We start from the raw sequence: 26,570 nt of genomic DNA, 5'->3' as shown, positions 1-26,570 counted from the left end.
TTAATCAAACACAAATTTCCGTGCTGTATTGAAAGGATGTGAGCAATTAATTGAGCGAACAACTGAAAATATTTGTTACTCCAGTAGCAGATACCTCTCCAAAGACCACTGATGATCTAAACAAGCAAATAAAACAAATTCAATCTAAGCTAAATGCCCTCGAATTAAAAACAAACATTGACACCAACACCCTAAAGACTCTAAAAGAGTTCACTTCTGCATTTGACAAATATCAGTCCAATTTAAAAAATTACAACGACACTGTTAAAGAAACCACAAGAATCACCCAACATCTTAATGGCAATGTTACAAAGGTAACTCAGGAACATAAACGCAGTGGAGAAATTATCCAGCGAACAACTGAGAAAATTAAAGAGCAAACAACCGAAACTAATAAATTAGCAAGTGCTCAACAAAAACTCGGTCAAGTTGTTAAAAGTACTGAGAGAATGAATGCTCAAGGTAAAGTTACAGGCTCTACTCAGAAAAATCGTGATGGTTACAAAGATTATACATATAATCTTGATGAAAAAGGAAACGTGAAAAACTCTACTGTTTCCACTAACTTCGATAAAAAAAGAAAAGATATTGATGCGTTGAACGCCTCTCTTCAGAGACTTCGTGAGCAAGGCATTCTATCTGATACTACCCTCTCCTCTCTCGGCCGTAAAATCAACCTTGCTCAATCTTCAGCTCAAATTGACTCTCTCAAACAAAAAATTCGCACATTGGATGACAAGTCGTCTGCTGTAGCAAAAAACAATGAGTTAAAACAAACCATTGCACTATATCAACGCCAAGCTCAACTTAATGCGAATAATTTAACTAGCAAATATGGCAATAACTTGAGTAATCAAAGCAAGGCGCAAATTCAAGAATACCTTCTTTCCGTGACTCAACTTACCTCTAAAACCCCTGCATTATCCTCAAAGATAAAAGACCTCAATATGCAGTTTAGAGAGCTTTCGTCCTCTATTCAAAACTCAACTCAAAGAGCAACAACATTTGGACAACAATTGGGTGATGCTTTTAGTCGTATTCCAGCATATTTGCTGTCAGGTTCTATATTTTATGGAGCTATTACAGCTCTAAAAAATATAACTCAGCAAGCTGTTGAAATCGACACTCTAATGACAAATATCCGAAGAGTCATGGATTTGCCAGATTATAAATTCAATGAGCTCCTTCAAACTTCATTAGATTTAAGTAATGAATTATCAAACAAAGTATCAGATGTTCTAGAAATTACGGGAAGTTTTGGTCGAATGGGTTTTCAGGCAGATGAGCTTTCCGATTTAACCAAAACAGCACAAGTTTTGCAGAATATTTCAGATCTAACTGCATCAGATACTGTAAACACTCTTACTGCAGCCATGCTCAATTTCAACGTATCAGCAAAAGATTCAATTTCTATCGCTGATAAACTTAATGAAGTTGACAACAATTTTGCGATTTCCACGCTCGACATGGCTAATTCGATAAGAAAAGCTGGAAGTACCGCTTCCACCTTCGGTGTTGAATTGAATGACTTAATCGGCTATACAGCAGCCATTGGAAGCACAACACGTGAAAGTGGAAATATAGTCGGCAACTCATTAAAGACCATTTTTGCGAGAATTGGTAATAATAGAAGCTCTATTAAAGCCTTAGATCAAATCGGCATCTCTGTGCAAACGGCAGCTGGTGAAGCAAAAACTTCAAGTCAGTTAATTGGCGAAGTAGCAGAAAAATGGGACAGCTTGTCTGATGCCCAAAAGCAAAACACATCGATTGGTGTTGCGGGTATTTATCAGTTATCCAGATTTAACGCCCTATTAAATAACTACTCAATCTATCAAGACGCAGCTAACACTTCTGCAAACTCAATGGGTTCGGCATGGAAAGAACAAGAAAAGTATGCTGATAGCTTACAGGCACGGATAAACCGCCTTCAAAATACGGTTACTGAATTCGCTGTTGCCGCCAGTGATGCCTTCATTTCAGATGGTCTTATCGCTTCTACAGAAGCATTAGGAAATTTCATGGGATTGACCACTGGCTTAGTTAAAAATATCGGCTTCCTTGCTCCTGCTTTCGCAACAGCTACAGTGGCCACTATACTGTTTTCTAATGCTTTAAGAACAACGGCTATGCAAAGTGGCACTCAAATCATTAACACACTTAAAGCGCTCCCTCTTACATTGCAAACATACTCTACTGGTGCAGGGATAGCAGCAACGACAAACAGAGTTCTTTCCCTTTCTTTTGCCACTTTAGGAAAAGCAGCAAAATCTGCTGGATTGTTTTTAGCTGGAGCCGCATTGCCTATTGCAGGATTTGCTGCATTGGGATTTGTTGTTGAGAAATTGGTTAGCGCTTATTCTGATGCAAAAAAAGCTCAAGAGGATTTCGGGACTGCACAAAGCACCTCTATCGAAGCTTGGACTACGAATAAAGAAGCTACTCAAGGGTTAATCGATAAGTACAAAGAACTTCGTAAAGCTAAAGACGAGAACCAACTAACGCCTGAAAAAGAACAAGAATACTTATCAGTCTCTCAGCAGTTGGCAGCAACATTCCCTAACCTTGTTGAAGGGTATGACGCTCAAGGTAATGCCATCATTAAGAACAACGAAGCCTTAAAAGAGGCAATTAAATACACCGAAGAGATGGCAAACTTCAATAAACGTGATTTAAAAGATAACGCAACTTCCAACTTTGAAGATCAAATTAAAAAGTTAAAAGAACTGAACAAGGAAATGGAAGCTAATAAAACTTTAGCTGATAACTACAAAGAAGGCTCAAGTTGGATTACAAGGATATTCGAAAACCCCTTTGCTAGTGATGATGATTACGTAAAAGAAGGATACAAATACGAACGTGAAGCCTTGCGTGCGAAACAATCAATAGTAAGCGCAAATGCAGAAATTCAGGCTTCAGTATTAGATGTAATCAGTGCATTTAACTCCATTGATATTAACCCAAACATCAAGCAATCAATCACCGATATTTTAAACACAATGGACTTTAGTAAATTGAGTCCTGAACAGCTTAAGAGCTTTTCGCAGCAAGTAGCTGTCATTATGGACTCGCTCCAAAAATCACTAAACAATGGCAACGGCTCGGAATTTGATAAACAAACAGACTCACTAAAATCTCTTATTAATGAGTTTTCAGATGGGAAAGTGAAAGTCGATAACTTGAACCTCTCCTACTCTACTCTTAAGGATTCGTTAGATCAGGCTAAAAATTCTGGCGATTCAGCGAAAGTCACCTGGAATGAAAATGGTGAAGGTGTAGATGAGTTAGGTGAATCGGTTGGAAATCTATCCGATAAGCTCAAAGAAGTTAAAGGTGATATTGAAGCTACGACAGATGTTTTAGATCAATTACTGCAATCTGGCCAAGCTACAGCAGCAATGGAAGCTTTACAAGGTGATGTATACGATGATTTAGCTGATCAGGTATCCCCTCTCAATGGATTACTAGAAAAAATGGCCGAAGGTAAGTCTATTTCTGCATCAGAAGCAATGAAGCTTATTCAAAAGGAAAAAGATTTAGCTGGTGCGATTTCAATAGAAAACGGAATAGTGAAAATAAATCGTGATGCAGTAATAAAGCTACGAAACGCAAAGGTTAAAGCATATGCAGATATGCAAACTTCCGTAAAGCAAGAACTATTGAATCAAGCTAATGCATTAAGTAAAAAAATCGGATATTACAAGTCTGAAATTACAGCCATTAAAACTGTTCAAGATGCTCTGAGAAAGAAAGCGGAGTTAGAAAAACTCAAAGAAGATTCTTTGAAAATGACCAATGGTAAGCAAGATCAACTCGCTATCGAACAATTTAAAGCAGCTCAACGAGATCTTGGTGAATTATCAGGTATCACTGATCAACTAGAAGAATTAGATAAGCTGTCAGATTTAACTCAAGCATCTCTAAATGAAACAGGAACGTCTTTTGAAACAATGTCGGATTCAGCTGACAAGGCGTCAAAATCAACGAAAGATTCAATCTATGTTGCAGACAAATATAAAGAAGCATTAGAGCGAGTCAATAAGCAGATTGAAGAACAAAACAGAAAAACCAATGACTACCCTAAATGGTCACAGAAATATCGTGATTCAATTAAGAAGGAAATCAAAGCTTTAGAACGAAAAGAAAAACTTCTTAAGAGTCAGATTAAGCTTCTTAAAGAACAAATTAAATCTGGATACATTGCTCAAACGGGAATTGTTGACTCTTCTTCATCCTACTCCCCTTCTAGCTCTTCATATTCTGCTTCAGGCGGTTCTTATTCAGGTAAGTATTCAAACATTATTAATCAAGCTGCAAAACAATACAATGTTCCAGCTGCGTTAATTGCTGCGGTTATTAAGCAAGAATCTAACTTCAACCCTAATGCTCGTTCATCGGTTGGAGCAACTGGTTTAATGCAACTTATGCCTGCAACGGCCAGAGGTCTTGGAGTTAAGAATTCTAGGGATCCTTATCAAAACGTAATGGGCGGTACCAAATATCTTAAGCAAATGCTTGATAAGTTTGGATCGATTGAAAAAGCATTAGCTGCATACAATGCGGGGCCTGGTAATGTAACCAAGTATGGTGGCATTCCTCCATTTAAGGAAACGCAAAATTACGTTAAGAAAGTAAACAACTACTTTAAGCAAATGGGTGGCTCACTATCCTCTGGTGGTGGATCGGCTGCTGGTTACTATGACTCAATGAGGAGAACATCTCATTTCGGTCAGCAAGAAAAAGGTTTACGCTCTGCTCCTCATAAAGGTTTAGATTTAGCTGCTAAATCTGGTACTCCTATCAAGTCTCTAAAATCAGGTAAAGTCCTTACTGCAGCATACTCTAAATCTGCTGGTTATTGGGTAGTTGTTCAACAAGATGACGGCACCGTAGCGAAGTATATGCATATGCAAAAAGGTCTCAATGTTAAGGCTGGCCAAAAGGTTCAAGCTGGTCAAACTCTCGGCAAGATGGGAAGCACTGGTCGTTCTACTGGTACTCATCTTCATATGCAGATTGAGAAAAACGGTAAAGCGATTGATCCAGAAGCATATATGCAACAAATCGGCTCAGATTTGTCTAGCTCTGAAGCTGAACGTCAACAAGCTATTTCACAAGCTAAATCAGATTTATTGGGACTTGAAGGTGACCTATCTTCTGTCAAAGACCAAATTCAAGACCTACAATATGAAATCGTTCAGTCAAAACTTGATGAATTTGAAAAACGTAAGTCTGATTTAGAGTTGAAAGTTGCTCAAAATCAATCTAAGGCAAGTCGTTATCTTAACGACAGTGCACAGTTTAGAAAATATACAAATGAGCAACGTAAAGCAGTTGAAGCGCAACAAAAGATTCAGAGTCAAAAAGTAAGTTGGATTAACAAAGAGTTAAAGCAAAATAAGCAATTAAACGCTGCTCAACGTGATCAATTACGTGAAGAATTAAAACAAGCTAAGCTTGACCTCATCAGCATCAAAGATCAGGTTTATGATTTGCAGGCCACTATTGTCCAATCTAAAACTGATCAAATTCTTAATAACATCGATAAGTCAGTCAAAAAGACTGAATCAAAGCTTAAAAATGTTGATATTAAGATTCAAACAACTGAAGAAGACAAGGATAAAGTTAAATACTATAGTCAGCAAATCAAGCTGATTCAGCAACAGCAAAAAGAAGCTGCTAAATACATCAAAGAGCTTGAAAAACAAAAGAAAGCAGCTAAAGGATTTCCTGAAATCCAAAAGCAAATATCGGATGAGATTTCTTCTTGGAAAGACAAACAAAAGGATTTCAACTTAGAGCTATACCAAACCAAGAAAAGCATTAAAGATATTTACAAATCGCTTGCTGATGAAGTCGTCTCCATTTATAAAGAGATGTACGAAAAGATGCGTGATATTGAATTAGAAGCCCATCGTAAAGCTACTCAAGACATCATTGATGGCATTGATAAAGAAGATGATGAAGCTAAGTTCCAAAAGGATTTAAAAGATCGCCAGGAAAGCATCCAGAAGCTTTTAGATCAGATAAATCAATATGCGTTAGACGACTCAGAGTTTGGTAAGTCAAAGGTAAAAGAACTTACTGAACAGATGCAGAAAGATCAGCTTGATTTAGATCAATTCTTAAAGGACAGGGAAAACTCCAAGCGTAAAGAAGCGCTACAAGATCAACTTGAAAAAGACGAAAAATCAATCAACACAAAATATGATGATCTTGTTGCTGATGAGCGTGGATTTAAGGATTTAGAAGGTAAATTGATGAACGGTAAGATTAGTGATATCAATAAACAACTTTCTGAGTTTACTAAATTCATCAATTCAAACATGGAGTCAATTGGTAAGTCTATCTCTAACAATTTGATTGATAAGCTTAAAGAGGCTTCAAATGCTCTCGGTGTTGTCGTTAAGGGTAATACAACTGGACAAAAGATCGCTCGTTTTAAGACTGGTGGATCAGTTGGTAAAGTACCAGCCCAAGGAGCTTTAGCTGTAGTAGATGATGGAGAAATTGTCCTCAATAAACAAGACTCAGTTAACATGCTTAAAGCTGTCGAAACCGTTAGAGACATCAGTCAAAATGATGTGCCATTTACCCCGAAATGGGGAACTGGACAAAAGTTGAGCTCGGCTTTAACTAGCGTTCCAACTGAAGCAGTTAAATTAGCTGAAGCGAATATTGTTAAGAGCGCAGCATCAGCCATTAGCATTATTCCTAGTGCGATAACAAAACTTACAAAAGCTCCTCAGTCTACAGTTATGTCTTCTGTGTCGAATGATCAGGGCGATGTTTACAATCTAACCTTGCAGATTGATAAAATGGTTGGTGATGAGAATGGCGCAAACAGTGCAATGGAAAACATCAGAAGAGGATTAAAGCAAATGAAAGGTAAGGTATAAGAGTCTGAAATCAGGCTCTTTTCCTTTTAAATAAGGAGATTTTAAATGATAAAAGAAAGCCAATATTTTTTATTTAATCATATAAGATCTATTGATATGGGTGTTGTTAATGTTAATACCGAAGGAGGCCTACAAGAAGAGAACTTTTTAGCGGGAAAGACAATAAATGAAACGTTTCTGAAAGATAGACCTGAACCTATCGTTGACAGTATTGTTTATGAACCTTTTGAGATGGCTTTAAACTTTTATGTTGACCAGAACATCCGTGAAGGATTTTATAAAAATAGAAATCTAACGCAAAAGAAACTAAGAGAAATTGCAAGATGGCTAAGTGTGTCTGACTACTCCCCCCTCTCCTTTAGCTCAAATTTAGATATTGTTTATTATGCAATTCCATTGAACGCTATGGATTTAGTGCATAACTGTTCTGAGGACGGTTATATAAGATTGACTATGAAAGTCCTCCCCTTTAAATACAGTACGAAAATCTCAACACCGTGGATAAATCCTTCAAATAAAATTGACAGCATCCTCACTTTTGACAATAAGGGAGACTTAGATGTCCCTCTTTCAATGGAGATTCAAAAAATAGGTGATGGAAATATAAAAATCACGAATCTCAGTGTGTATCGAACTCCTTTCACAGTTGATAATTTAAAAGATAGAGAAGTTCTAAAAATAGACTCAGCAAAAGAGTTAATGGAATCTAGTGTGACTGGCTACGAATGTTACGAACAATCAAACGAAAGCTATGTGATTCTTGGTGAAGGTCAAAACAGAATCAAAATTGAGGGGTCATGCTTGATAAGATTTAGCTATCGATTCAAATATTATTAAGGAGGTTGCTATGAATTTAGGAGAATTCACTTTTAAGCCAGGTAAGCTTAAATTAGAGCTATGTAAGACGAACAAAAAGAAAATCGCAAATATTGTTGATTTTAATAGCGCTTCGGTCAACCTAAATCACGCAGCCATTAATGATTTGAGTTTTAGCATACCTCTTAAAGCTAGATATGGTGATGAGATTAAGACAAATCACATTGCACAACTTATCAAACAGTGGTACTTGATTAAGGCTACTTTTTTTAACCGAACTGAGTATTATGTGATTGACAGTATTACCAACAATAGCACAATAGAAAAAGAAGAAATTCAGGTAAGTTGTCAACTCTCTCCTTATATGCTAAATAAACCGAAAATCAGGCAATATGAAGGCATATCAAAAAATTTACAAGAAATTGGTGAAGTTTGCCTTAAGGGAACTGGTTGGACTATTGGTGAAATTGAAAGTACGCTTAATGAAAAAAGACGATCATTTTCTATCGGATCAATTACATCAAGATTTGATTTTCTAAGGAATATTTGTGAAACATTTGACGCTGTGCCTGTATTTGACACTATCAATGATAAAGTATCCTTCTTCGAAAAGGACAGTATTTCTAAATATAAAGGTGTTAAGATTTCGTCTCATAACTTTATGATTGATATGACGGATACTAGAAGTATGGACGATGTTGTGACTAGACTTTATGTAACTGGAAAAGACGGCATTGTTATCAATTCAGTTAATCCAACAGGTCAAGGCTACTTGGATGACTTCAGCTTCTTTTTAAGCCCCTTTCAACGTGATGAAAACAGGAATGTAATTAAAAAGAGTGACTACATGAGTAACGAATTATGCCATGCCTTGTTAGACTACAACGAAATGGTAAACAAGGAAGCTGAAGCATTTAAAGCTCTGTTGAATGAAAAAAAACGGATTGAAGCCAACAAGACAACTCAGGAAAATGAACTATTCGTCCTAAAAAGTTTAGAATTACAACAAATCCTAGATCGAATCGAAGTGGTTAAAGAAACTAATGGCGATACTAAGGATTTAATCAAACAAAGAGATGCCAAGAGTAAAGAGGTAGACGCAAAAAAGGCTGAGATTGATCAAAGTGATTCAAAACTTTCTACAATTAATGATCAGATTGAACAACTTAGAAAACGACTAGATATGGATAATTATTTAGGTGAAAAACTGTCCCAAGAACTGTCTAAATTTATTCATGGAGATGAATGGACTAATGAGAATATTTTTGACGAAACTGAGTTATATGAAAAGAGCTATGAGGAATTAAATAAGCGAAAATCTCCTCCAATTGATGTTAAAACGAACATAGTCAATTTCTATAACGCTCTAAGCGAAAAAGCATATTGGAACAGGATCGCATTAGGAGATATCATAGGAATTCAAAAGAAAGAATTCGGAACTGAATATAGAGCAACTTTGACAGGTATAAGTTTGAATTTTGATGATACTTCTATATCTGTAACAGTCTCAAACGGGAAAAAACCAAAGAAAGATGATGACTTTGTTCAATTGCTTTATAGAGTTGATAAAGCATCTACTGAATTCAACACTCGGAAAATCGATTATGATACGCTTGCTACTAACTACAACGCACGTAATGACCGTATTCCAATCCCCCCCTCTCCTCCAACCATTGGATTGAAATCTATAACTCACAAAGTAAATGAGAATGGTTCTGTTGATATTTCGGTATCGTGGAACTATCCAACGTCTGATGAGGATAAATACAATATAGATGGTTTCATTGTACATTGTTATCCTGATACATCTTCAGATACCTACTTGTTCGGAGCTTCGTTAGCTAAGGAGCAACGAATTTCTGTTAGATATGATAAGCGAATAGCTACCTTTACTTCACAAGTTCCAACAAAATATTTCACTTTTGGAGTACAGTCATACAGAAATGTTGAAACCTCAATTAGTTCAAATGGTGTTTTGTTATCTGATATAGTTCAACCGCAAACGCCAACTGAGAATCCGTATAGACCTTCTGGCACTGTTGAGGTTAAAGGGAAAGTAAACGGATTATATCAGATTTCTACGACTGAAAAGCCCTCTAATCCAGATGCAGGTACACTTTGGATTGACCCAACAAACAATAAATCTGAACTATATGATGGAGAACAATGGATTGTCCAAACTGCAGGTAACGCAGACTCCTTAAATGGTATTGCTCCTGCATTGCATGAGGAACCCAACACTATACCTGTTAGAGATGACAACGGTGTGATTTCAGCATCTATATCAGGAAGTGCATCTAAATTAGGTGAGTATACAGACAAAGACTTTATTCTAAACACAGCAAAAGATTCGCCAAATGGAGTTGCGGCATTAGATGCTAACGGAAAAATTAAGCCGACCAATCTTCAGCAAATTAGTTATGTCGGTACATACATTGGCAATGGGATTCAAAACAGGGCAATCCCTCTCCCCTTCACCCCCTCTCTAGTTAAGGTTAAATCAACAGTTCAAAGCGATCCTGCATTAGCCATTGTAAGCACAAGCGGTGGTTATGCGGAGGAAATATTCGAATCAAATATCTATTTTAAAGGAATAAACAACCTTCCCAATAACACAAACGGACGACTTGCAAATATGGGGTTTATTACTGGTTCTGATTCAACTTTTAAAGGCAACAAACAAGGAGTCACATACTTCTTCGAAGCATATAGAAATCTATAGGAAAGGAGTGATTCTATATGGATTTCCCAAAACTTTATAACGATCCAATCTTATACCACAAACGAAAAGGCACTTACGATGATCCTTATATGAGCTATGATGAAACCCACTCTATTTTAAATGGGCGGATATTTTTAACTGAAAATCCTAATCGTGAAAATAGAGTTGTTATCACTGGCGGAAACAAAGAGTGGAAAGAAATTGAAGATGGTGAATTAGAAGATGACTGTTATCGTGTTGATTACATGATGGGGGTTGTCTTTTTTAATTCCTCTAATGAAGGCAAAGAACTGCAAGTTAAATATGTAGGTGAAGGTGCTCACTTCTTCCCAGCTGCACGTATTTGGATTAAGCGTTCAGGGAATACGGTAGTCCAAACTTTACAAGGGCTTATTGACGAGGCGGAAGATTGTATCATTCGTATGAATGAAAGAATTTTAGAATGTGAGCGAGTAATTAAGCGATGTATTGAAATAACTGAATGGTGCAGAGCAATTACTTCTAACTATGAATACGTAGTGGAAAACACAAAAAAAGAATATAAGCCACTTGTTAATACATATACCGATCTACTAGATACCTATCCCAATCCTCTTGTTGGATGGACTGTAACAGTTAGAGACTCTGGGATTGTGTACAGATGGGACGGTTTTGATTGGATAAATATCAGCATCTCGGAAGAGTTCGATGGGTACGATGTTATTACAAGTTATAACGAACCTCATAACATCAAAAGAGTATGGCTACGTTTAAATGCACCGCCTAAAAAAAGAAGGATTAAGCCTTCTGTCGATGCTCCTATAGGTGGGCTTATTTGGTTTAGAAAAGAATAAAAGGAGGAAAATATGGCATTTGAAAATGAATTAATTCCAGTTAATACATTAGGTGTTCAAGATGAGGAAACTGGTAAATGGATACCAGTAGATGCCGTGGCGCTAAGATCGCACACAGATAGACTGACGATTGATGAGATCAAAGATAAGTTTATTGAAACATACAACGAAATACTTAAAGTTGATAAAAGTTTAGCTGAAAAGATAATGCTTGTTGACAAATCGACTAAAGATGAAATTAATGGTATGAAGAATACTATCGGCAATATAGACGACTTTCACGCTACTGGTACAAACCTAGTAGAAAAAGTAATCAATTCTTTGATTGAAAGAAGAGTTAACGTTAAGGATTTTGGCGCAAAAGGTGATGGAGTTACAAATGATCAAGCAGCATTTGAATTAGCCCTTTCCTCAAGCTATTCTGAAATTTTCGTTCCCGAAGGTACTTATTTAGTAATGGGATTGTCCATCCCTTCTTATACAAGATTGATTGGTGTAGGAAAATCTTCTATCATTAAGCTTCATAAAAGTGCTGACCCAAAGAAGGATGTTATTGTTACTAAGCCTGGGGCTGAATACGTTCAAATTGAAAACTTAACTGCAGACTGGAATAGATCGAAGACTAACAATACAATTGGTTCAGGTGCGAACGCAACTTGTATTAGCATTAAAAATGCTAAATTTGTATGGATTCGCAATGTATATGCTGAGAATGCTGGTCTTCATGGTTTCGATGTAACCTCTCCTTCATATAACAAATCCACTGACAATCAGACAGTTTATCAAACTGGTGGTTCGAGTTACGTTTGGATTGATAATTGTGTAGCGTCAAATTTCGGCGATGACGGTTTCACTACGCACTTCTCAGAGTATATCTTTATTACAAACTGCTATTCTTTTGATGGAAATGGCTCAGCACACCCTTCCAAAGCTTCAAATACTAACGGATTCGAAGTTGATGATGGATCTAAGAACGTTTGGATTGGTAACTGTCATAGTCGAAAGAATGCAAGAGGATTCGAAGTAAAAGCTCATGCTTCTGCTCCTGCAGCTCAAAATGTTAACTTGTCTGACTGTACCTCTTTGAATGATATTAGAAGTTTTGATTTTCGACATATTGGACATCATCTATCAACAGACCCTCTTTCCACAACAGCAAGAAACATAAATGTGGTAAACTGCTTTGCAATTAAACCTATATACAGCACTATGTATGAAGGGCTTTCTCCAAAAGCGTTAGTTGTTTCTGCATTTGTAAACGTAAATATATCTAATTTCCACGCAATTGGCGATCCTTCTTATGATTATAAAAAAACCCCTGCAATTGCTTTTCAATACAAAAGTCGTAATATTAACGTTTCGAATATAACTGTAAAAGATTTTAGAACATCAGATGCCGATATTTACATTTATGGTGGAGCTCAAAAAACCGATTACATTAATATTTCTAATGTGAGTATTTTTGAATCTGCACCTATTGGAATTAAAGTAGGTAGTGGCGTAACTAACGTTAATATTAGTAATGGAAGTTTGATCGGAAGGAATGCTGCTGGTTCAATTGGAATCTATTGTTACAATAACCAAGCTAACATTAACTCCGTAAATGTTGAGAAATATTCAACTCCCAGTGAAATGGCCGGAAACAAGTACACGTTCATACCTAACAACTTTAAAAATGGAACACGGATTGCTACAACTTCTGGGTATGCTAAAACAAAAACTTCTTTCATTGCTGCATCAACTGGCGGGGCGCAAGTAACCGCTGAAGCCGCTGCTGTAATAGCTACAACAGGTGGAGCAAAAGCTAGAGGCATGCGTAATGCAGTTATCGCTTCGTCAGGTGGTTCCAACACTTCAGCTGAAGGAAGCCGCTCTTTAGTTGTAGCATCCAACAATTCTTCAATTGTAGGCGCTGGCTCTTCCAGGGTTGTAATCGGTTCTAATGGAGTTGCAAATAAAAAAGACTACACAACTACATGGGGATACGGTACAAGCACAACTCCTCTTTCATCCAATATTAAACTAGAAATTCATTCTAAATCAGGCGATGTTACCAGTGCTGGTCAAGTAAAAGGTGGTTCTACTTTTAGTGACTATGCGGAGTATTTTGAGTCTGCTGATGGAAAATCAATCCCTTCTGGTTACTTTGTAACTCTAGAGAATGAAAAAATCAAAAAAGCAAATCTTGGAGACCAAGTATTAGGTGTTATCTCTGAAACAGCAGGAATTGTTTTAGGAGAATCAACGTTTAACTGGCAAGGTCGATACGTTAAAAATGAATTTGGTGGATTGATTTATGAAGATGTAGATGTCACATTTATTAATCAAGAAGGTATTGAAGTAACTGAAACACGAAGAGTTCCTAAAGAGAATCCTTATTTTAACCCTGAAGAAGAATATGTCGCTAGATCTGAACGCCCTGAATGGAATGTTGTAGGCATGTTCGGACAGGTTCATGTAAGAATTGATGAAACTGTACAGGCGGGAGACAAAATTGTACCGAAAGCAGGTAAAGGTACTAAATCTACTTCGAATCAAGGATTCCATGTGATGAAGGTTACAACGCCGTTTAGTAAAGAACGTGGCTTTGGTGTAGCCGTGTGTTTAATTACACCACAATATTAAATAAAACTATGATTTTATAGGAATATCTTCAATACATAACAGAGAAAGACAGAGCATGTGTGAGAACGAGAGAGCTTGGGCTATCCCCCGCTCTCTTTTTGTGCTCAAAAAATTAATTGGAGGAATTTATTTAATGAACATTACTCAAAGTTTGTTGACTCCCAACAAATACTCCAGACCTCAAACAGCTTTAAAAGGTGTGAAAGCTGTTGTAATTCACTGGGTTGCTAATCCAGGATCATCTGCAGAAGGAAACCGCAACTTCTTCAACAATCGTAAAAGCGGTACATCTGGATTCGGTTCAGCTCATTACATTGTCGAAGGCACTAAAGTAATTCAGTGCTTGCCGAACAGTGAGCTGGCCTATCACGTCGGGTCGAATGTTTATACAGCAAGCGCACTTAGAAATTTAAGTTCTTATCCTAACAACTGCACCATTGGTATTGAAATGACACACCCTGATTGGACAGGTAAGCCTGATGCTACAACTTACAAAACAACTGTAGAGTTAGCAGCTTCTCTTCTCAAGACTTATAGACTTAAATCTGAAAACCTATGGACTCATAATCAAGTGGTCGGCTGGAAAGATTGCCATCGTTATTACACTAACAATCCTAGCGCATGGATTCAATTTGTCAGCGATGTTAATAAAGCTTTAACAGGAAAAACTGTAACTATTCCAACTCCAAAGCCAACTAACAAGAATGATCTTGAACTTGTTGAAACATATGGTCTTGGAGACAAAGGTACGAAAGTAAAAGCAATTCAATCTAATCTAATTAAGCTCGGTTATAAATTACCGAAATATGGTGCTGACTCTCACTTTGGAGATGAAACTGTCGCTGCTGTGAAGGCATTCCAGAAAGCGAACAAACTTGCTGTTGACGGAATCGCTGGTAAAGCAACTCTTGCAAAAATTAAAGAAATGCTAACTAAATCTAAAGCTCCTTCTTCCTCTACTCCCTCCAAGTCTAACTCTTCTAAAGCAAGAGGCTCTCTAAAATCTAAAGTAGACGGTCTTCGATTTTATGCTAAAGCTTCATGGGATGATAAAGATGTTGTCGGCACTGTGAATAAAGGCGTTGGATTCCCTACTGTTGTCGAAAAAGTAAAAGTTGGCACAGCATATCAATATAAAGTGAAAAACTCTAAGGGAGTCGTTTTCTATATTACTGCTTCTGATAAGTATGTAGAGTTGTCAGGCGCAGTTAAATCGCCGTCTCCTGCTAAGAAAGCCACAAAACCAAAACAAGCAGCTAAGAGTTCATCAATTAAATCTGTTGGAAAGATCAAGATTATTGGAGTGTCAAACGCAGCTATTATCATGGATAAGCCTGACCGCAATTCAGCCAAGAATTTAGACACCATCGCATTGGGTAAAACAATTGAAATCTCTGGTTCTGTTAAGGGTAGCAACAATCCTAAAGGATACTGGGAAGTAATCTACAAAGGAAAGCGCGCCTATATTTCTGGTCAGTATGGAAGTAAAGTATAACTAAATTAATATAGATTTTTGTGGATTTACAGATATCCATGAAAATTTATGGAAATCAACTTCAAGGAGGTGAACTAAAGTCACCTCCTTCTCTAAGGCTGGTGTCAAATGGAAAGTAATGACGTTCATGTTCGTATAAGCTTGCTTGAAGAAAAATCAAATCAGCAAGCAATTCAAATTGTTAAGCTAGAAGATAAAACAAATACACTCAACAGAATTGAAATGATATGCGAACAACAACTTGAATTTAATAAAGAATCTCAAAAGCAATCGAAAGAGTTAACTTCAACACTCATTGAAATGAGTAATAATTTAAAAAACCTCAATAAATCTTATGAAAAATTAGATACACGGGTTGAAACTCTTGAACGAAGTGATTCAACAAGAAAGATAGATCCCTCGCAGTTTACCAAAGATATTTTTTATAAGATTCTTCCCTCAGTAGCTGCAACGATAATCGGAGCATATTTGCTATACCATTTCGGAATTAATAAATAAGGAGCTTGATGTAATGAAAATTAACTGGAAAGTACGTTTAAAAAAGAAAACATTTTGGGTGTCAATCCTCTCAGCCATCCTTTTATTCGTTCAAATGATCGCTGAGGCATTCGGTTATGACTTAACAGGATTTGGCGATGATCTAACTGTGAAATTTAATGCACTTCTCACATTCTTATCCATTGTCGGTATTGTAGATGACCCAACTACTAAAGGTGTATCTGACAGTGATCAAGCTTTAGAATATCACGAGCCTAGAAAATAATGAATACAGTCAACATTAAGTATTCGCCATACCCAAATAAATTCAGTGAAGCCCACATTAATGCTGAGGGTGAAGAGAAAGTTCTAACTCTGTTGTTAGACGAAGTTGAAGTTCCCCAAGCTGATGAAGAAAGTGAACCAGCCATCTTCCCCGTTCTCAAGATTTCACTCTCTGAAGGCTTGGGCAACGAAGACATTTTAAGGATGGAAAAAGAAGATGCTAAAGCATTTCTTCAAGTTTTAAAAGATATGATTAAACAAATGTGAGAGGGGTAATCCCTCTCTTTTTTTCATTTTTAATGGAGGTTAAATTATGCGATTAGGATCTGGATACAAAGGCTCTTTAAAACTAGAGTCAACAAACATTGAGAACTTCGATATTGTCCCTCCAGAATCACAAGGTTCGAATAGACCGACACAGTTTTATAAATTTCAATTTCGCAATGACCAAGATTGCACTGTTTCTATAAATCACGGAGAACCGATTTTCATCAGGTCTGGGGATGGCTTTTCAATGGATCATATAGACACTCCTATCTTTAGCTTTGTAATCAAAGAAAAAGGAATTCAGTATAACTTTGCTGGTGCTCACACATGAGTTTTTTTAATCCCAGGTTAAACAATGGAATATCACTGAAATGGTCTTTTGAATATACACCTGACGAGAACGAGCGAATGATCTCGTTTATTGAAGTTCCAGATTACGACCCAACTAAAGATCAACTTTCAGTTATTGTTGGAGGAGTTGAGTGCTCCCCTTCCTCTTATGTAAAAACCGATAAAAACAAAATAACCTTCAATAACCCAGTTGATACGAATTTGTTCGAGATCATGGTGAGATGTTTTGGATAGAAATGAGGTGATAATTTGAATTTAATCTTACAGACCATACAACACATAGCTGGAAAAGAAGCAATCCTCGTTGTTGAAAGTAAGGCAAAGCTTATAAATGGACAAGAAGGAGCTATCTATGCTGTTTTAAGCGATGAATCCCAATCAAATAAACCAACTCTTTATATTTTTAAAGAAGGTCAATTTGAGCTTGTTAGTGGATCGCTTGCCGATGATGCAGAACTAAGTTTTCTTGACCTAATTGATACGCCTGCTTCATACGAAGGTTTTGCGAATAAGTGGATCAAGATAAACCCAAGTGGTACTGGACTTATATTTGCAGATGCTCCACAAGGTGGTGGTTCAGTCGGCGATGCATCTTCTGTCGTGTTCACCCCTACTGATCAAATCGAATCTGATAATGTACAAACAGCTATTGAGGAAATGGACTTCAAAAAAGCTCCTGTTGACAGTCCTGTATTTGAGGGCGTAGTCCAATTACCTGAAACAACTTCCATTGGAAATGTTAAACCTAAAGAAATTGTTTACTTACAAGGGTTAACAGGTAATGTCGAAAACAGGTTAAAAACTACAGCAGAAGACATCAGAACAGTTAATGATTCTATTGATCAACTAGAGATAAAAAGTCATATACACAGCAACAAGCAAGTGATTGATAAATTTACTGAGCAAAACGGCAACCTGATGTATGGCAACTCAAAAGTGGCTTCAGGAGATATGCAAAAATCAATATACGATGCCGATGGCGATGATATTGTTGACTTCGCAAAATCACTTTCTGGCCAAGTTGCATCAATCGATGAAATTAATAGCCTGTTGGGCATTACTGGTAATATTCAGGATCAGATTAATGGAATCACTACAGGTGTACAGTTTAAAGGTGAGTTTGATACATATTCAGCTGCTATGCAAGCTTTCCCTTCTCCTCAACGTGGATATTGGATTTTCATTAAAAGTGATTCAAATCATAGTGGGAGTAAAACGCAGTACATTTATAGCGGAGATATTTGGGTATATGCAGGAGGAGCATCCTCCATAAATGATGCTACCTCAACAGTTAAGGGTGGAATTACATTAAGTGGCGATTTGACGGGCACAGCTTCCCTCCCTCAATTGGCTAAGAACGGTGTTGAAGCAGGAACGTATGTTAATCCCACTGTCACTGTCGATGACAAGGGAAGAGTTTCAAGTGTAGCCAATGGCCAATCAACTGCTATTAATGACAATAACGTTGATAAGGTGTCTACATGGTCAAGCGATAAAATTAATGAGTCATTAAATTTCAAGTCTAATACTAATCACACTCATACTAACCTACACGATCCTGCTCAAGTAGGCACAGTTTTAGTTGATGAATCTAGTATCGGAAACAATAAAGTTCTTGCATATAACGAAGGTACTGAAAGACTGAATTATGTACCTGTTGAAAGCAGCTCAGTGTTTGTGGGCATGAAGAAAATCACAGGGAATTATGAGCTTATTGCTGGCGGATATACAAAACTAGCTGTTGATGAAACTGGTAAGAAAATCACAATCACTTCAATTAATAGTGGTGGAATTAAGTACAGATATGAATCATTGCCTAATGAACGATCTATCCCTACTAAGTTGTTTAATGTACCAGAATACGAAAACAACAATGACACAATGATGGTTTACAAAAACGGAGTGCTTCAATCAAAACAGATGGATTACATTGAAAAATCAAACAAATCCATTGAATTTATTAAAGAAATCCCTGTTGAAGACCATATTGTTTTTATTGCAATGTCAGGAGGACGAGGTGGAGTGCCTACGTTAAACGAGATTAATGATACTGTTACATTGATGCCAAGTGAAACAAAAACACTCTCATTAGATGCATGGTTTGATAAGTATGACATAAGAACGGTATACGCAAAAGATGAGAACAAGAACTTAATATCGGTGTCTGTTTTTGACAAATCTTCAAATGGAGACATTGTTTATCAGAGCTTGAAGTCAGATTCAATCTACGATATTGCGAATATCCCCTGCCAGGATAAAGATGGAACACAGAAAATACACGTTCAATTGATCAATCATAGCCAGAACAATGCTCAAGTAACATTAAAAATCAAAACAACAAACTTACTATAGGAGGCTATTTATGGGATACATATTTACAACAGGGACTTGTCTTAAAAGCGACCTGTACTCAGTGATTAAAAATTCTTTAATTAATGCTGGATGGGAAAACAAATCCTCTAACGCAGCTTCTGGTTATGATGTCTTTTATTCTACTGGAGAATCAGGAGATAAAAAACTTGTATTTCAGATGAGGGCTACTGATTTAACAGATAAAAACTCAGTTATTACAACTGATTATTGTACAGCTTCGTTGAGATTAATTGAATCATATACCCCTGGTTCAAATGGTGCTGCTGGAACTGTAGGTAGACCAAGTGAGCCATGGAAGTATTTTATGGTTTCCCCCACTACTGGATTGCTCTCTAAAGATACTGTAATGACGTATCGCCTAAATGTAAACAAGAATAGATTGATTATCGTCATTGAAAGTCCCTCTGCAACTGGTCTAGGATGTGTTCTGAATTACATTGGAATTCCTGACGAAATCTATGCAGATGAACCAGATAGCCGAGGTTTAATTTATGCTACAACAACAAGAGCAGATTCTGTAAACAACGTAATTATTTCAAATTCACCAGTGAATATTGCTCCTGCAACCAGTGCTTCAGTAAGGCCGATTATAGTAAACTTATCGCCAAAGAACCCAAACACTCAAGGTCTATACATGCTCTCTGAATTCTATTATGGGAATACAAGTGAAGGAACTAGAGGTAAAATCACTGGAATTTATGGGTTGCCGAATGATAATGTGCTACATGGAAGTATTATAGAGGACGGTTCTAGACAATACTTTGTAATTGTGCCTGGGGTTCTTTCTAGTAACTCTTTTGGCACTGCAGCTATAGCAATTGAAGTCACAGGGTATTAATCATGAGCGTTGTGTTCAAGAAGGAAAACATAAAGAAAAAGAATCTCTATAATCGAATTATTTCCTTGTTAATTGATGCTGGATGGACTAATGTTACATCGAATCCAAGCACAGATTTTGATGTTATGTATTCCACTGGGGAGACTGGTAAAGAAAGCATCTATTTTAATATTCGTCCCTTTGCTAGCGCAGTTACTTCCCCTTCTGCTTCAACAAATTTTTCATCAACGGACTACGCTTACTTTTCCTTCAGACTATGCAAGGAGTACACTCCCTCTTCTACTCCAGTGAATCCTGGAACTTTCAAAAGAAATGAAGCTTGGAACATTGTTTTTATAACAACTGCTGCAACGCTTAATCCAGAAACTGATTTAACTTTATATTATTCAGTAAATAGAGATCGGATAGTTTTCACTGTCGTCCCTCCCACTATCTTAAGGTCTAATGCCAGTGTATGTTATTTCGGCAAGCCGATTATATATGGTAAAACAGCTAAAAATGTGAATTGTCTTTATGCTACTTCTGCAAACTCGTTGTCTACTGGAAAAGCATTAATAGACGATCAAGCAGAATTTCCACAGGCAGCTTCTTATTTATTAAGTACCTTCATGAGTGATAACCTAACTAACATTTTTGGCACTATGTTTATTAGTCCAATTGCTTTTGGTGACACCCTAGAAGGTGTAAGAGGTTATTTAGATGGACTGTATGCTATAAAGACAGACATTGGCCTGTTAGATGGAGATATTTACACTGATTTGAATACCAAGAAAAAATATAAGGTATTCTATACTTTTTTCACAACTAATAGGACAACCTCTTTTCCATCAAACTATATTGGAATTGAGGTGGAATAATGGATAAGCTGAAAGGTTTTGTAATGAGTTCAAACCTTTATGGTCAAAGGAAGCCGTCGTACACTAGTGTTAAAATTATTCCACCTACTCCTGTTGTAGGATTAAGGGACTCGAACTTCGAAAAACAGATTATTGTTTCGGATCCCTTTTCAATTAAATCAGATAAAAAGAAAACTGATATTAGAAAAGGTTTCGTTTTAGGTGGATCGTCCATGAATGCCCCTAGACAAACACCATTAGAGCATAGTTGGACTAAGGGGATGAAGAATTAATGTCTGATACAATTTTCAATAAAATAACTGTTTTAAAGAAAGATTTATATAGCAAGCTAAAGCAAATCATGCTCGAATCAGGATGGCAAAATATTTCTAGTCGTCCATCAACGGACTATGATGTAATGTTTTCAAATGGTGAAGATGGAAAGAAGGAAATTTATTTTCAGATGAGGGATATTGCCAGTACAATTGCAGGTTCATCCGCTATATTTTCAAATTCAAGCTCACGATTTTTCTCAATGCGATTATCAGGAAAGTATCTGCCTGGATCCTCTGGTGTTTCTGGAACATTTTCAAAAAATAGCGACACCTGGAAAGCTGTAGCGATAACTTATCAATCAGAAATTCTTCCTAATCAGCCAATTGAGCTTTATTATAGCTGTAATAAGGACAGACTTATCTTCTTGACTGATTATTCCCTGTCTCTTGCTTTGCCTGCTACGTTGAATTACATAGGTGTTCCATTAACATTTGCAGATGAGCATGAATGGAGCTCTTGTGTATTTGCATCAAGTAGCATCGGAAGTGGCAGAAGGCTACATGTAACAGATATCAAAAATGATTATTCTGTAACTGCACCAATTACTTGCTTAACCTACTTAGGACTAGGCAGCAAGAATAAAATTGGTGAACATATATTGATGAGCAACGTTTTTTATGGAAGTGCAAGCGAAGGATTAAAGGGTACGCTACCTGAAGTTTTCTCGTTCAGTTCCACAGATGGACTTGTTAATGGTGATATATTTAGCGAGGGAGATAAATTGTTTAAAGTTTTTGAAACAACTCCTGGAACATCAACAGTTTATTCTTCATTTGTTTCAAAGTTTATCGCAATTAGAATTCAATAATCAACAAAGTCCCTCCTCATTTGAGTAGGGGTATTTTTTTCGTTTTTATGCAACAAAAAAAGACATTCCTTAAACGTGGACAGTTGGAATGTCTATCTTCTGTTTAGTTTAGGCTACCGCTAATAGCCTAAACTCCGCTCCCAAGGGAGGTGAAGAATTTGATGAAAATATCAACGATAATTAAATTAAATCTAATACTAGCATGCACATCAACTTCAAATCTAGATTTTATTTTTAATATGTAAAAAGAATAAGGTGCCCACAGAATAATCCGTGAACACCTTTGAGCCCTTCTTCATTAAGAAGAAAACCCATGAAAGAATTACTATTACTTTACAATGTCTATACTACAACAGCAATCATTTTGAGTCAAGGTCAACATTAACTTTTATGCCCACCAGTTAAACCAGCCCTGTGCAATGCAGTTCCACCTTTAGTATATGAAACTGCCCTCAGGAGTGATTTCGATCCGTATTTATTTCTGATTCCATCCATGACATAACCAAGCTGCCTTTTTTTCTCCAACCCTTTTTCATCAAATAAAGTTAACTGCTGATTAGAATCTTGCTCAATCTTACACAACGTTACTGAAATACTCCTAACTGTCTTATACTGATAAAAAGTGTTAAACAATTCAATACACGTGTTATAGATGTCCATAGTGATATTGGTTGGATTTTCGATTGTCTTGCTTCTGTAAAACCCTCCACCATATTCTTCTTTACTATATCCGATACCTAAGCTAATCGTTCTCCCCACTTTGTTATGATCTCGTGTTCTTTTAGCAACCTCTTCACATATTTCGAGAATCACCGCTTTGATCTCTTCTTTTGTCGTGTAGTCTCTGAGTAGTATCTGACTTTTTCCGAAGCTAACTTGACCTTGTAACACTGGGGCACCTATCTCAGATAAGTCTATACCCCAAGCATGGTGATAAATCTGATTTCCCATTACTCCGAATTTCTTTTCTAAGGTTTCTAATGGATATTTAGCTAGTGCGCCGACTGTAAATATGCCCATTCGATTCAAGTTTTGTTCCATTCGTCTACCTATTCCCCACATCTTAGAGATTGGTTTAACTGGCCATAACTTGTGCGGAATGTCTTCATATCTCCATCTGACAATGCCGTTCGGTGCTTTCTTACTTTCTAAATCCAAAGCAAGTTTGCTAATCAGCATATTATCACCAATTCCAATTGTACAAGGTAAGCCAAATTCCCGCATGATGGCATCTTGGATATGTTCAGCAATCTCTTCAACACTGTTCCACATTCTCATAACACCGTCAACTTTTAAAAAGGATTCGTCTATGGAATAAGTGTGAACATCACATTCTGGAACGTAACGATAAAACAATTGAGTGATTTTCGTTGAAACGTTTATAAAGGTATCCATTTTAGGGTTAACTATATGGATTATTGGATCATTGGGAATCTCGAATAGCCTCGATCCTGTTTTAATCTTAAAATCTTGTTTGAGTTTAGGACTTGCAGCTAACACCACACTCCCCTGCCTCTCTGTGTTACCTACAACAGCTAAATAACACTCTAGTGGATCTAAACCCATCATAACTGCTGAAATGGAAGCGTAGAAGGATTTCATGTCTACACACAGAACCTTGTGACGTGGGAAATTTGAGTAATCAATCATAAGAAACACCCACTATGTCATCTAACAAAACAAAGTGAATATCATCTGACATATCCTTTATATGTAGCATCTTCTTTTCGTAATTGATGTATTGTGTGAAACCTTTAAGTTGATTGACAATTCCTGACTCATAAATTGAAAAAATTAACGGCTTGTTAACACTCATTGCGTAAGCAATTGTTGCTTCAAACTCTTCTGCTTGTTGTTCATCTATAATTGGTTTATCTATTTTTTTCGTTTCTGCTAAATCATGCTTAAGTCGTGCAACATGCTCAGGTAACATCATAGCTGTCCATTTAATCGTACCTCTGTCTCTAAGCATTTAATCACTCCTTTTTGAATGATTAAATAGTAACAGAACAAACGTTCTTTATCAATGCGTTTTGAGAACTTTTGTTCGATGTAAATATTGGTATACAAAATCTCTCCTTCTGTTACAATTTATGTATAACAATTAGGAGGTTAACAATGTCACTTACATCGAACTTAAGCAAAGTACCACAATTCAAAGAAATAGTTGCTACTATTGCGCCTAAAAAGAAAGATTTCAAGACTACGAGTGGGAAAAATCCCTTTTCTAAAGAGTACGAAACGTTAGTGCCTTACACATTGGAGAAACCGTCTGATGCAAGCTTGATAGGGACTGCCTTTGATTACTTGGCAAGGTTTAGAATAGTCCAAATAATAAATAAAGAAATGAGATTCGAAGAGCTTGTTGCCTATAAAGGACTAAAAAAATTGCAGAAAGACACTGGAAATAATGGCTTAGAAGATGAATATTATTCGCCTATTCAAAAAGGAATTGATATGTATGTCAAAGGTAATTTAGCATTAAATAGTGATGTTTGTGTGATCGCCTTAAAACTTGGGAATCTAGAGAGATATTCTAGAGCGAATGTGCCAGGGGTTACTGAGGCTGATATTTTCGATATACAAAGAATAGACATGTTAACTAATGAACTCACTGGATTAATGGAGACATTTGAAGAAAAATTCATTAGCAGTGGATTTGTTAAAACAGACAGCAAAGTAGTTTTCAATCCTCACTTTGGCATTGCTTCCCTATTGGTTGATGGGGCAGATGCAGATATTCTAGTTGATGATGTACTATATGATTTCAAAGTGGTTAAAGATGTGGGATACAAGTCTGCGGATGTTCTTCAGCTAACTGGATACTTCCTTCTTAATCAACTTTTAAAGGAAATAGAGCACAACTATAGCGTATCAGAAAGCCTTCCTTTCGATGACATTGAATTCAGTAAAATTTGTCTTTATAAAGCAAGATTCGGCGAATGTGAATACTTTGATTTTAATGATATCAACGACCAAGAAATCCGTGCTGCGCTTATTAGACTTGCTGAATACTTTTTAAATAATCCTGACAAAACAGTTAAGTATACAAAATTAAAAACTAATCCTTTTTATGATCTAACTGACTATGATGATGCTTTACGTTCTATAGCTAATTCAAATTAAGACACCCCTTATTTGGGTGTTTTTTAATAAAAAACCCTCCTTGATTGGAGGGCGGTAAGTTAGTTGTTACTTTTATCCTTGTTTTTAATATACTGATCCAGAAACTCTCTAACTGACTTTCTTTTTGGATGTATCCCTAAATTTTCGTATGCCCATATTGCTCTTCTTTGAGATCCGTTAATTTCTTGATTCAATACATCTTCATAATTTAAGTCTAAAGAGAATTTTCCATTCGCATCTAACTTCAAAGTTAAATTTGTCCATTTTTCCGGGTTAATTAATTCATGTGCTTGTTGAAGTTCTTCAAATAAATCATGTAATTTTATTAAAAACTCGTTATAGATTGACTTACTTACATGATGATCTTCAGGTATATTATGTGAGTAAAGAAATGCCGTTTCTCCCTTTAATCTATAATAAAAATTAATCTCTGCAGAGTCGTCTAATATTTCGGCATATAAACAAACTTCGTCCCACTCTTTTGGTATCATCTCATTAACAGTTTGTGCAATTTCACCATACAGAGAATCTAGTTTCTCTAATTCCATTGTTTATCCACCTTTTTGGTTTTTAATAATTGATCTTTGTAATTCGTCATTGCCTATTTTAAATTCAACAACAAAACGTTCTGGTCTCAATGAATCACTTTTATAAACTGGTTCTATTGAAACAGATACTTTCTCAGGAGGAACTTCTTTCAATGCAGCTAACCACTCTTGTTCCATCTGATACCATTTCCCACCACTACGATTAATTTGTGAATTCATCGGAAGCAGGTTATCAATATCACCTGAACCTTTAAAAATTGACGCAATTAAATGCCCACCATCATCATCTAGTAATCTGTCAGGCTTCCCTGAATTGGATTGGGCATATTGGTTTCTTTTGATCTCTCCGTATTTTAAATCACTTGCTTCGACTTTGACAATCCTTCCGTAGTGGTCGGTTGTGTAGGTGTACCCTTGCTTTGTTGAATAAACGACATTTGGTTTTAATACTTTTTTGCGTTTCCACCTTGCATAGTGATCTCCGTAACTTACAACGGTTGGCGGTGATTTTGGTGCTGGTAAGCGTCTACCTGTCTGAGAGATTCCGTACCCTGAATTGTTATCTAGACGTTTTGCCATAGAGAGAAGTTTATTTTTGATATTCTCTCCGTCAAAAACGTTATACGGTAGTTTCCCTCCACCAGCTATTTGAAACTTTGGTGAGTACGGCAATAGATTCGGAATAGAGACTCTGTCTAATGATTTTGCTCCTTGTTCAAGCCCTTTCTTCACCGTAGTTTTGGCCGCTGTTGTCCCTGTTTTTGTAATGGCTCCTGCCCCTTTAGAGCCAAAGACGATTTCTGCTAAAGAACCAGTCGCATAGGCAAACCAGTGTGACCGAGAATACGCATCACCATCTATGACTTCTTTTTGGAATGAGTCTGAAATTGATTTTCCAATTGCTTTCGATGTTTCAATTGGATGAGAAACAGCCG

The 26,570-nt window shown here is 36.6% G+C and carries 20 protein-coding genes; 16 read left to right on the top strand and 4 right to left on the bottom strand.

The window, feature by feature from the left end; all coding sequences use genetic code 11:
• Nucleotides 1–50 precede the first annotated feature (50 nt).
• The 15 genes from C6Y06_RS18135 (at nt 51) to C6Y06_RS18060 (ending at nt 21,961) form a co-directional block, all read left to right on the top strand.
• Nucleotides 51–6,899 carry a phage tail tape measure protein gene (locus C6Y06_RS18135; RefSeq protein WP_106037374.1) on the top strand — a complete coding sequence of 2,283 codons (6,849 nt, stop codon included), beginning with the start codon at nt 51–53 and terminating at the stop codon, nt 6,897–6,899.
• Between the two features lie 45 nt (nt 6,900–6,944).
• Nucleotides 6,945–7,736 (top strand): phage tail domain-containing protein, encoded by a 792-nt coding sequence (locus C6Y06_RS18130; RefSeq protein ID WP_106037373.1) that lies wholly within the window; start codon nt 6,945–6,947, stop codon nt 7,734–7,736.
• Between the two features lie 10 nt (nt 7,737–7,746).
• Nucleotides 7,747–10,437, top strand: a complete 2,691-nt coding sequence (locus C6Y06_RS18125) for a DUF7359 domain-containing protein (protein ID WP_106037372.1) — start codon at nt 7,747–7,749, stop codon at nt 10,435–10,437.
• Between the two features lie 17 nt (nt 10,438–10,454).
• The gene (locus C6Y06_RS18120) at nt 10,455–11,270 is read left to right on the top strand and encodes a hypothetical protein (protein WP_106037371.1); all 816 of its coding nucleotides are present in this window, start codon (nt 10,455–10,457) and stop codon (nt 11,268–11,270) included.
• A gap of 12 nt (nt 11,271–11,282) precedes the next feature.
• Nucleotides 11,283–13,895 (top strand): peptidase G2 autoproteolytic cleavage domain-containing protein, encoded by a 2,613-nt coding sequence (locus tag C6Y06_RS18115; RefSeq protein ID WP_106037370.1) that lies wholly within the window; start codon nt 11,283–11,285, stop codon nt 13,893–13,895.
• A 133-nt stretch (nt 13,896–14,028) separates the two neighbouring features.
• Nucleotides 14,029–15,390 carry a peptidoglycan recognition protein family protein gene (locus tag C6Y06_RS20525; protein ID WP_189288396.1) on the top strand — a complete coding sequence of 454 codons (1,362 nt, stop codon included), beginning with the start codon at nt 14,029–14,031 and terminating at the stop codon, nt 15,388–15,390.
• 108 nt (nt 15,391–15,498) lie between these two features.
• Nucleotides 15,499–15,888 carry a hypothetical protein gene (locus tag C6Y06_RS18105; RefSeq protein WP_106037369.1) on the top strand — a complete coding sequence of 130 codons (390 nt, stop codon included), beginning with the start codon at nt 15,499–15,501 and terminating at the stop codon, nt 15,886–15,888.
• Between the two features lie 13 nt (nt 15,889–15,901).
• Nucleotides 15,902–16,153 carry a phage holin gene (locus C6Y06_RS18100; protein ID WP_106037368.1) on the top strand — a complete coding sequence of 84 codons (252 nt, stop codon included), beginning with the start codon at nt 15,902–15,904 and terminating at the stop codon, nt 16,151–16,153.
• Entirely contained in the window at nt 16,153–16,419 is a 267-nt protein-coding gene (locus C6Y06_RS18095; protein WP_044141822.1) for a hypothetical protein, read from the top strand. The genes C6Y06_RS18100 and C6Y06_RS18095 overlap by 1 nt, the downstream gene beginning before the upstream one ends.
• 46 nt (nt 16,420–16,465) lie before the next feature.
• Nucleotides 16,466–16,750, top strand: a complete 285-nt coding sequence (locus C6Y06_RS18090) for a hypothetical protein (RefSeq protein WP_044141823.1) — start codon at nt 16,466–16,468, stop codon at nt 16,748–16,750.
• Nucleotides 16,751–17,019: 269 nt separating this feature from the next.
• Nucleotides 17,020–19,122: a hypothetical protein gene (locus tag C6Y06_RS18080; RefSeq protein WP_106037366.1), complete on the top strand. Its 2,103-nt coding sequence runs from the start codon at nt 17,020–17,022 to the stop codon at nt 19,120–19,122.
• 10 nt (nt 19,123–19,132) lie between these two features.
• Complete coding sequence (locus C6Y06_RS18075) at nt 19,133–19,981, top strand: hypothetical protein (protein WP_106037365.1); 849 nt, start codon at nt 19,133–19,135, stop codon at nt 19,979–19,981.
• A gap of 2 nt (nt 19,982–19,983) precedes the next feature.
• Nucleotides 19,984–20,838 carry a hypothetical protein gene (locus C6Y06_RS18070; protein WP_106037364.1) on the top strand — a complete coding sequence of 285 codons (855 nt, stop codon included), beginning with the start codon at nt 19,984–19,986 and terminating at the stop codon, nt 20,836–20,838.
• A complete protein-coding gene (locus tag C6Y06_RS18065; RefSeq protein ID WP_106037363.1) occupies nt 20,838–21,110 on the top strand; it encodes a hypothetical protein in 273 nt (90 codons plus the stop codon). Before C6Y06_RS18070 ends, C6Y06_RS18065 begins: the two co-directional genes overlap by 1 nt.
• Nucleotides 21,110–21,961 (top strand): hypothetical protein, encoded by an 852-nt coding sequence (locus C6Y06_RS18060; protein ID WP_106037362.1) that lies wholly within the window; start codon nt 21,110–21,112, stop codon nt 21,959–21,961. Before C6Y06_RS18065 ends, C6Y06_RS18060 begins: the two co-directional genes overlap by 1 nt.
• A 381-nt stretch (nt 21,962–22,342) precedes the next feature.
• On the opposite strand, the gene C6Y06_RS18055 is transcribed toward C6Y06_RS18060, so the two are convergent.
• Nucleotides 22,343–23,611, bottom strand: a complete 1,269-nt coding sequence (locus tag C6Y06_RS18055; RefSeq protein ID WP_106037361.1) for a Y-family DNA polymerase — start codon at nt 23,609–23,611, stop codon at nt 22,343–22,345.
• Nucleotides 23,604–23,933: a YolD-like family protein gene (locus C6Y06_RS18050; protein WP_106037360.1), complete on the bottom strand. Its 330-nt coding sequence runs from the start codon at nt 23,931–23,933 to the stop codon at nt 23,604–23,606. Before C6Y06_RS18050 ends, C6Y06_RS18055 begins: the two co-directional genes overlap by 8 nt.
• Before the next feature lie 146 nt (nt 23,934–24,079).
• Here C6Y06_RS18050 and C6Y06_RS18045 point away from each other — a divergent pair, with 146 nt between their 5' ends.
• On the top strand, nt 24,080–25,087 hold the full coding sequence (locus C6Y06_RS18045; protein ID WP_106037359.1) for a hypothetical protein: 1,008 nt from the start codon (nt 24,080–24,082) through the stop codon (nt 25,085–25,087).
• A gap of 59 nt (nt 25,088–25,146) precedes the next feature.
• On the opposite strand, the gene C6Y06_RS18040 is transcribed toward C6Y06_RS18045, so the two are convergent.
• Together C6Y06_RS18040 and C6Y06_RS18035 are read right to left on the bottom strand one after the other, a co-directional pair.
• Nucleotides 25,147–25,635: an immunity protein YezG family protein gene (locus C6Y06_RS18040; RefSeq protein ID WP_106037358.1), complete on the bottom strand. Its 489-nt coding sequence runs from the start codon at nt 25,633–25,635 to the stop codon at nt 25,147–25,149.
• 3 nt (nt 25,636–25,638) lie between these two features.
• Nucleotides 25,639–26,570 (bottom strand): DNA/RNA non-specific endonuclease (locus C6Y06_RS18035; protein ID WP_223251481.1); only part of this gene is annotated, 932 nt, incomplete at its 5' end.

Source organism: Bacillus sp. MZGC1 (genome assembly GCF_002998605.1).
GTDB lineage: Bacteria > Bacillota > Bacilli > Bacillales > Bacillaceae > Bacillus.
This window is presented reverse-complemented; position numbering and strand designations above follow the sequence as displayed.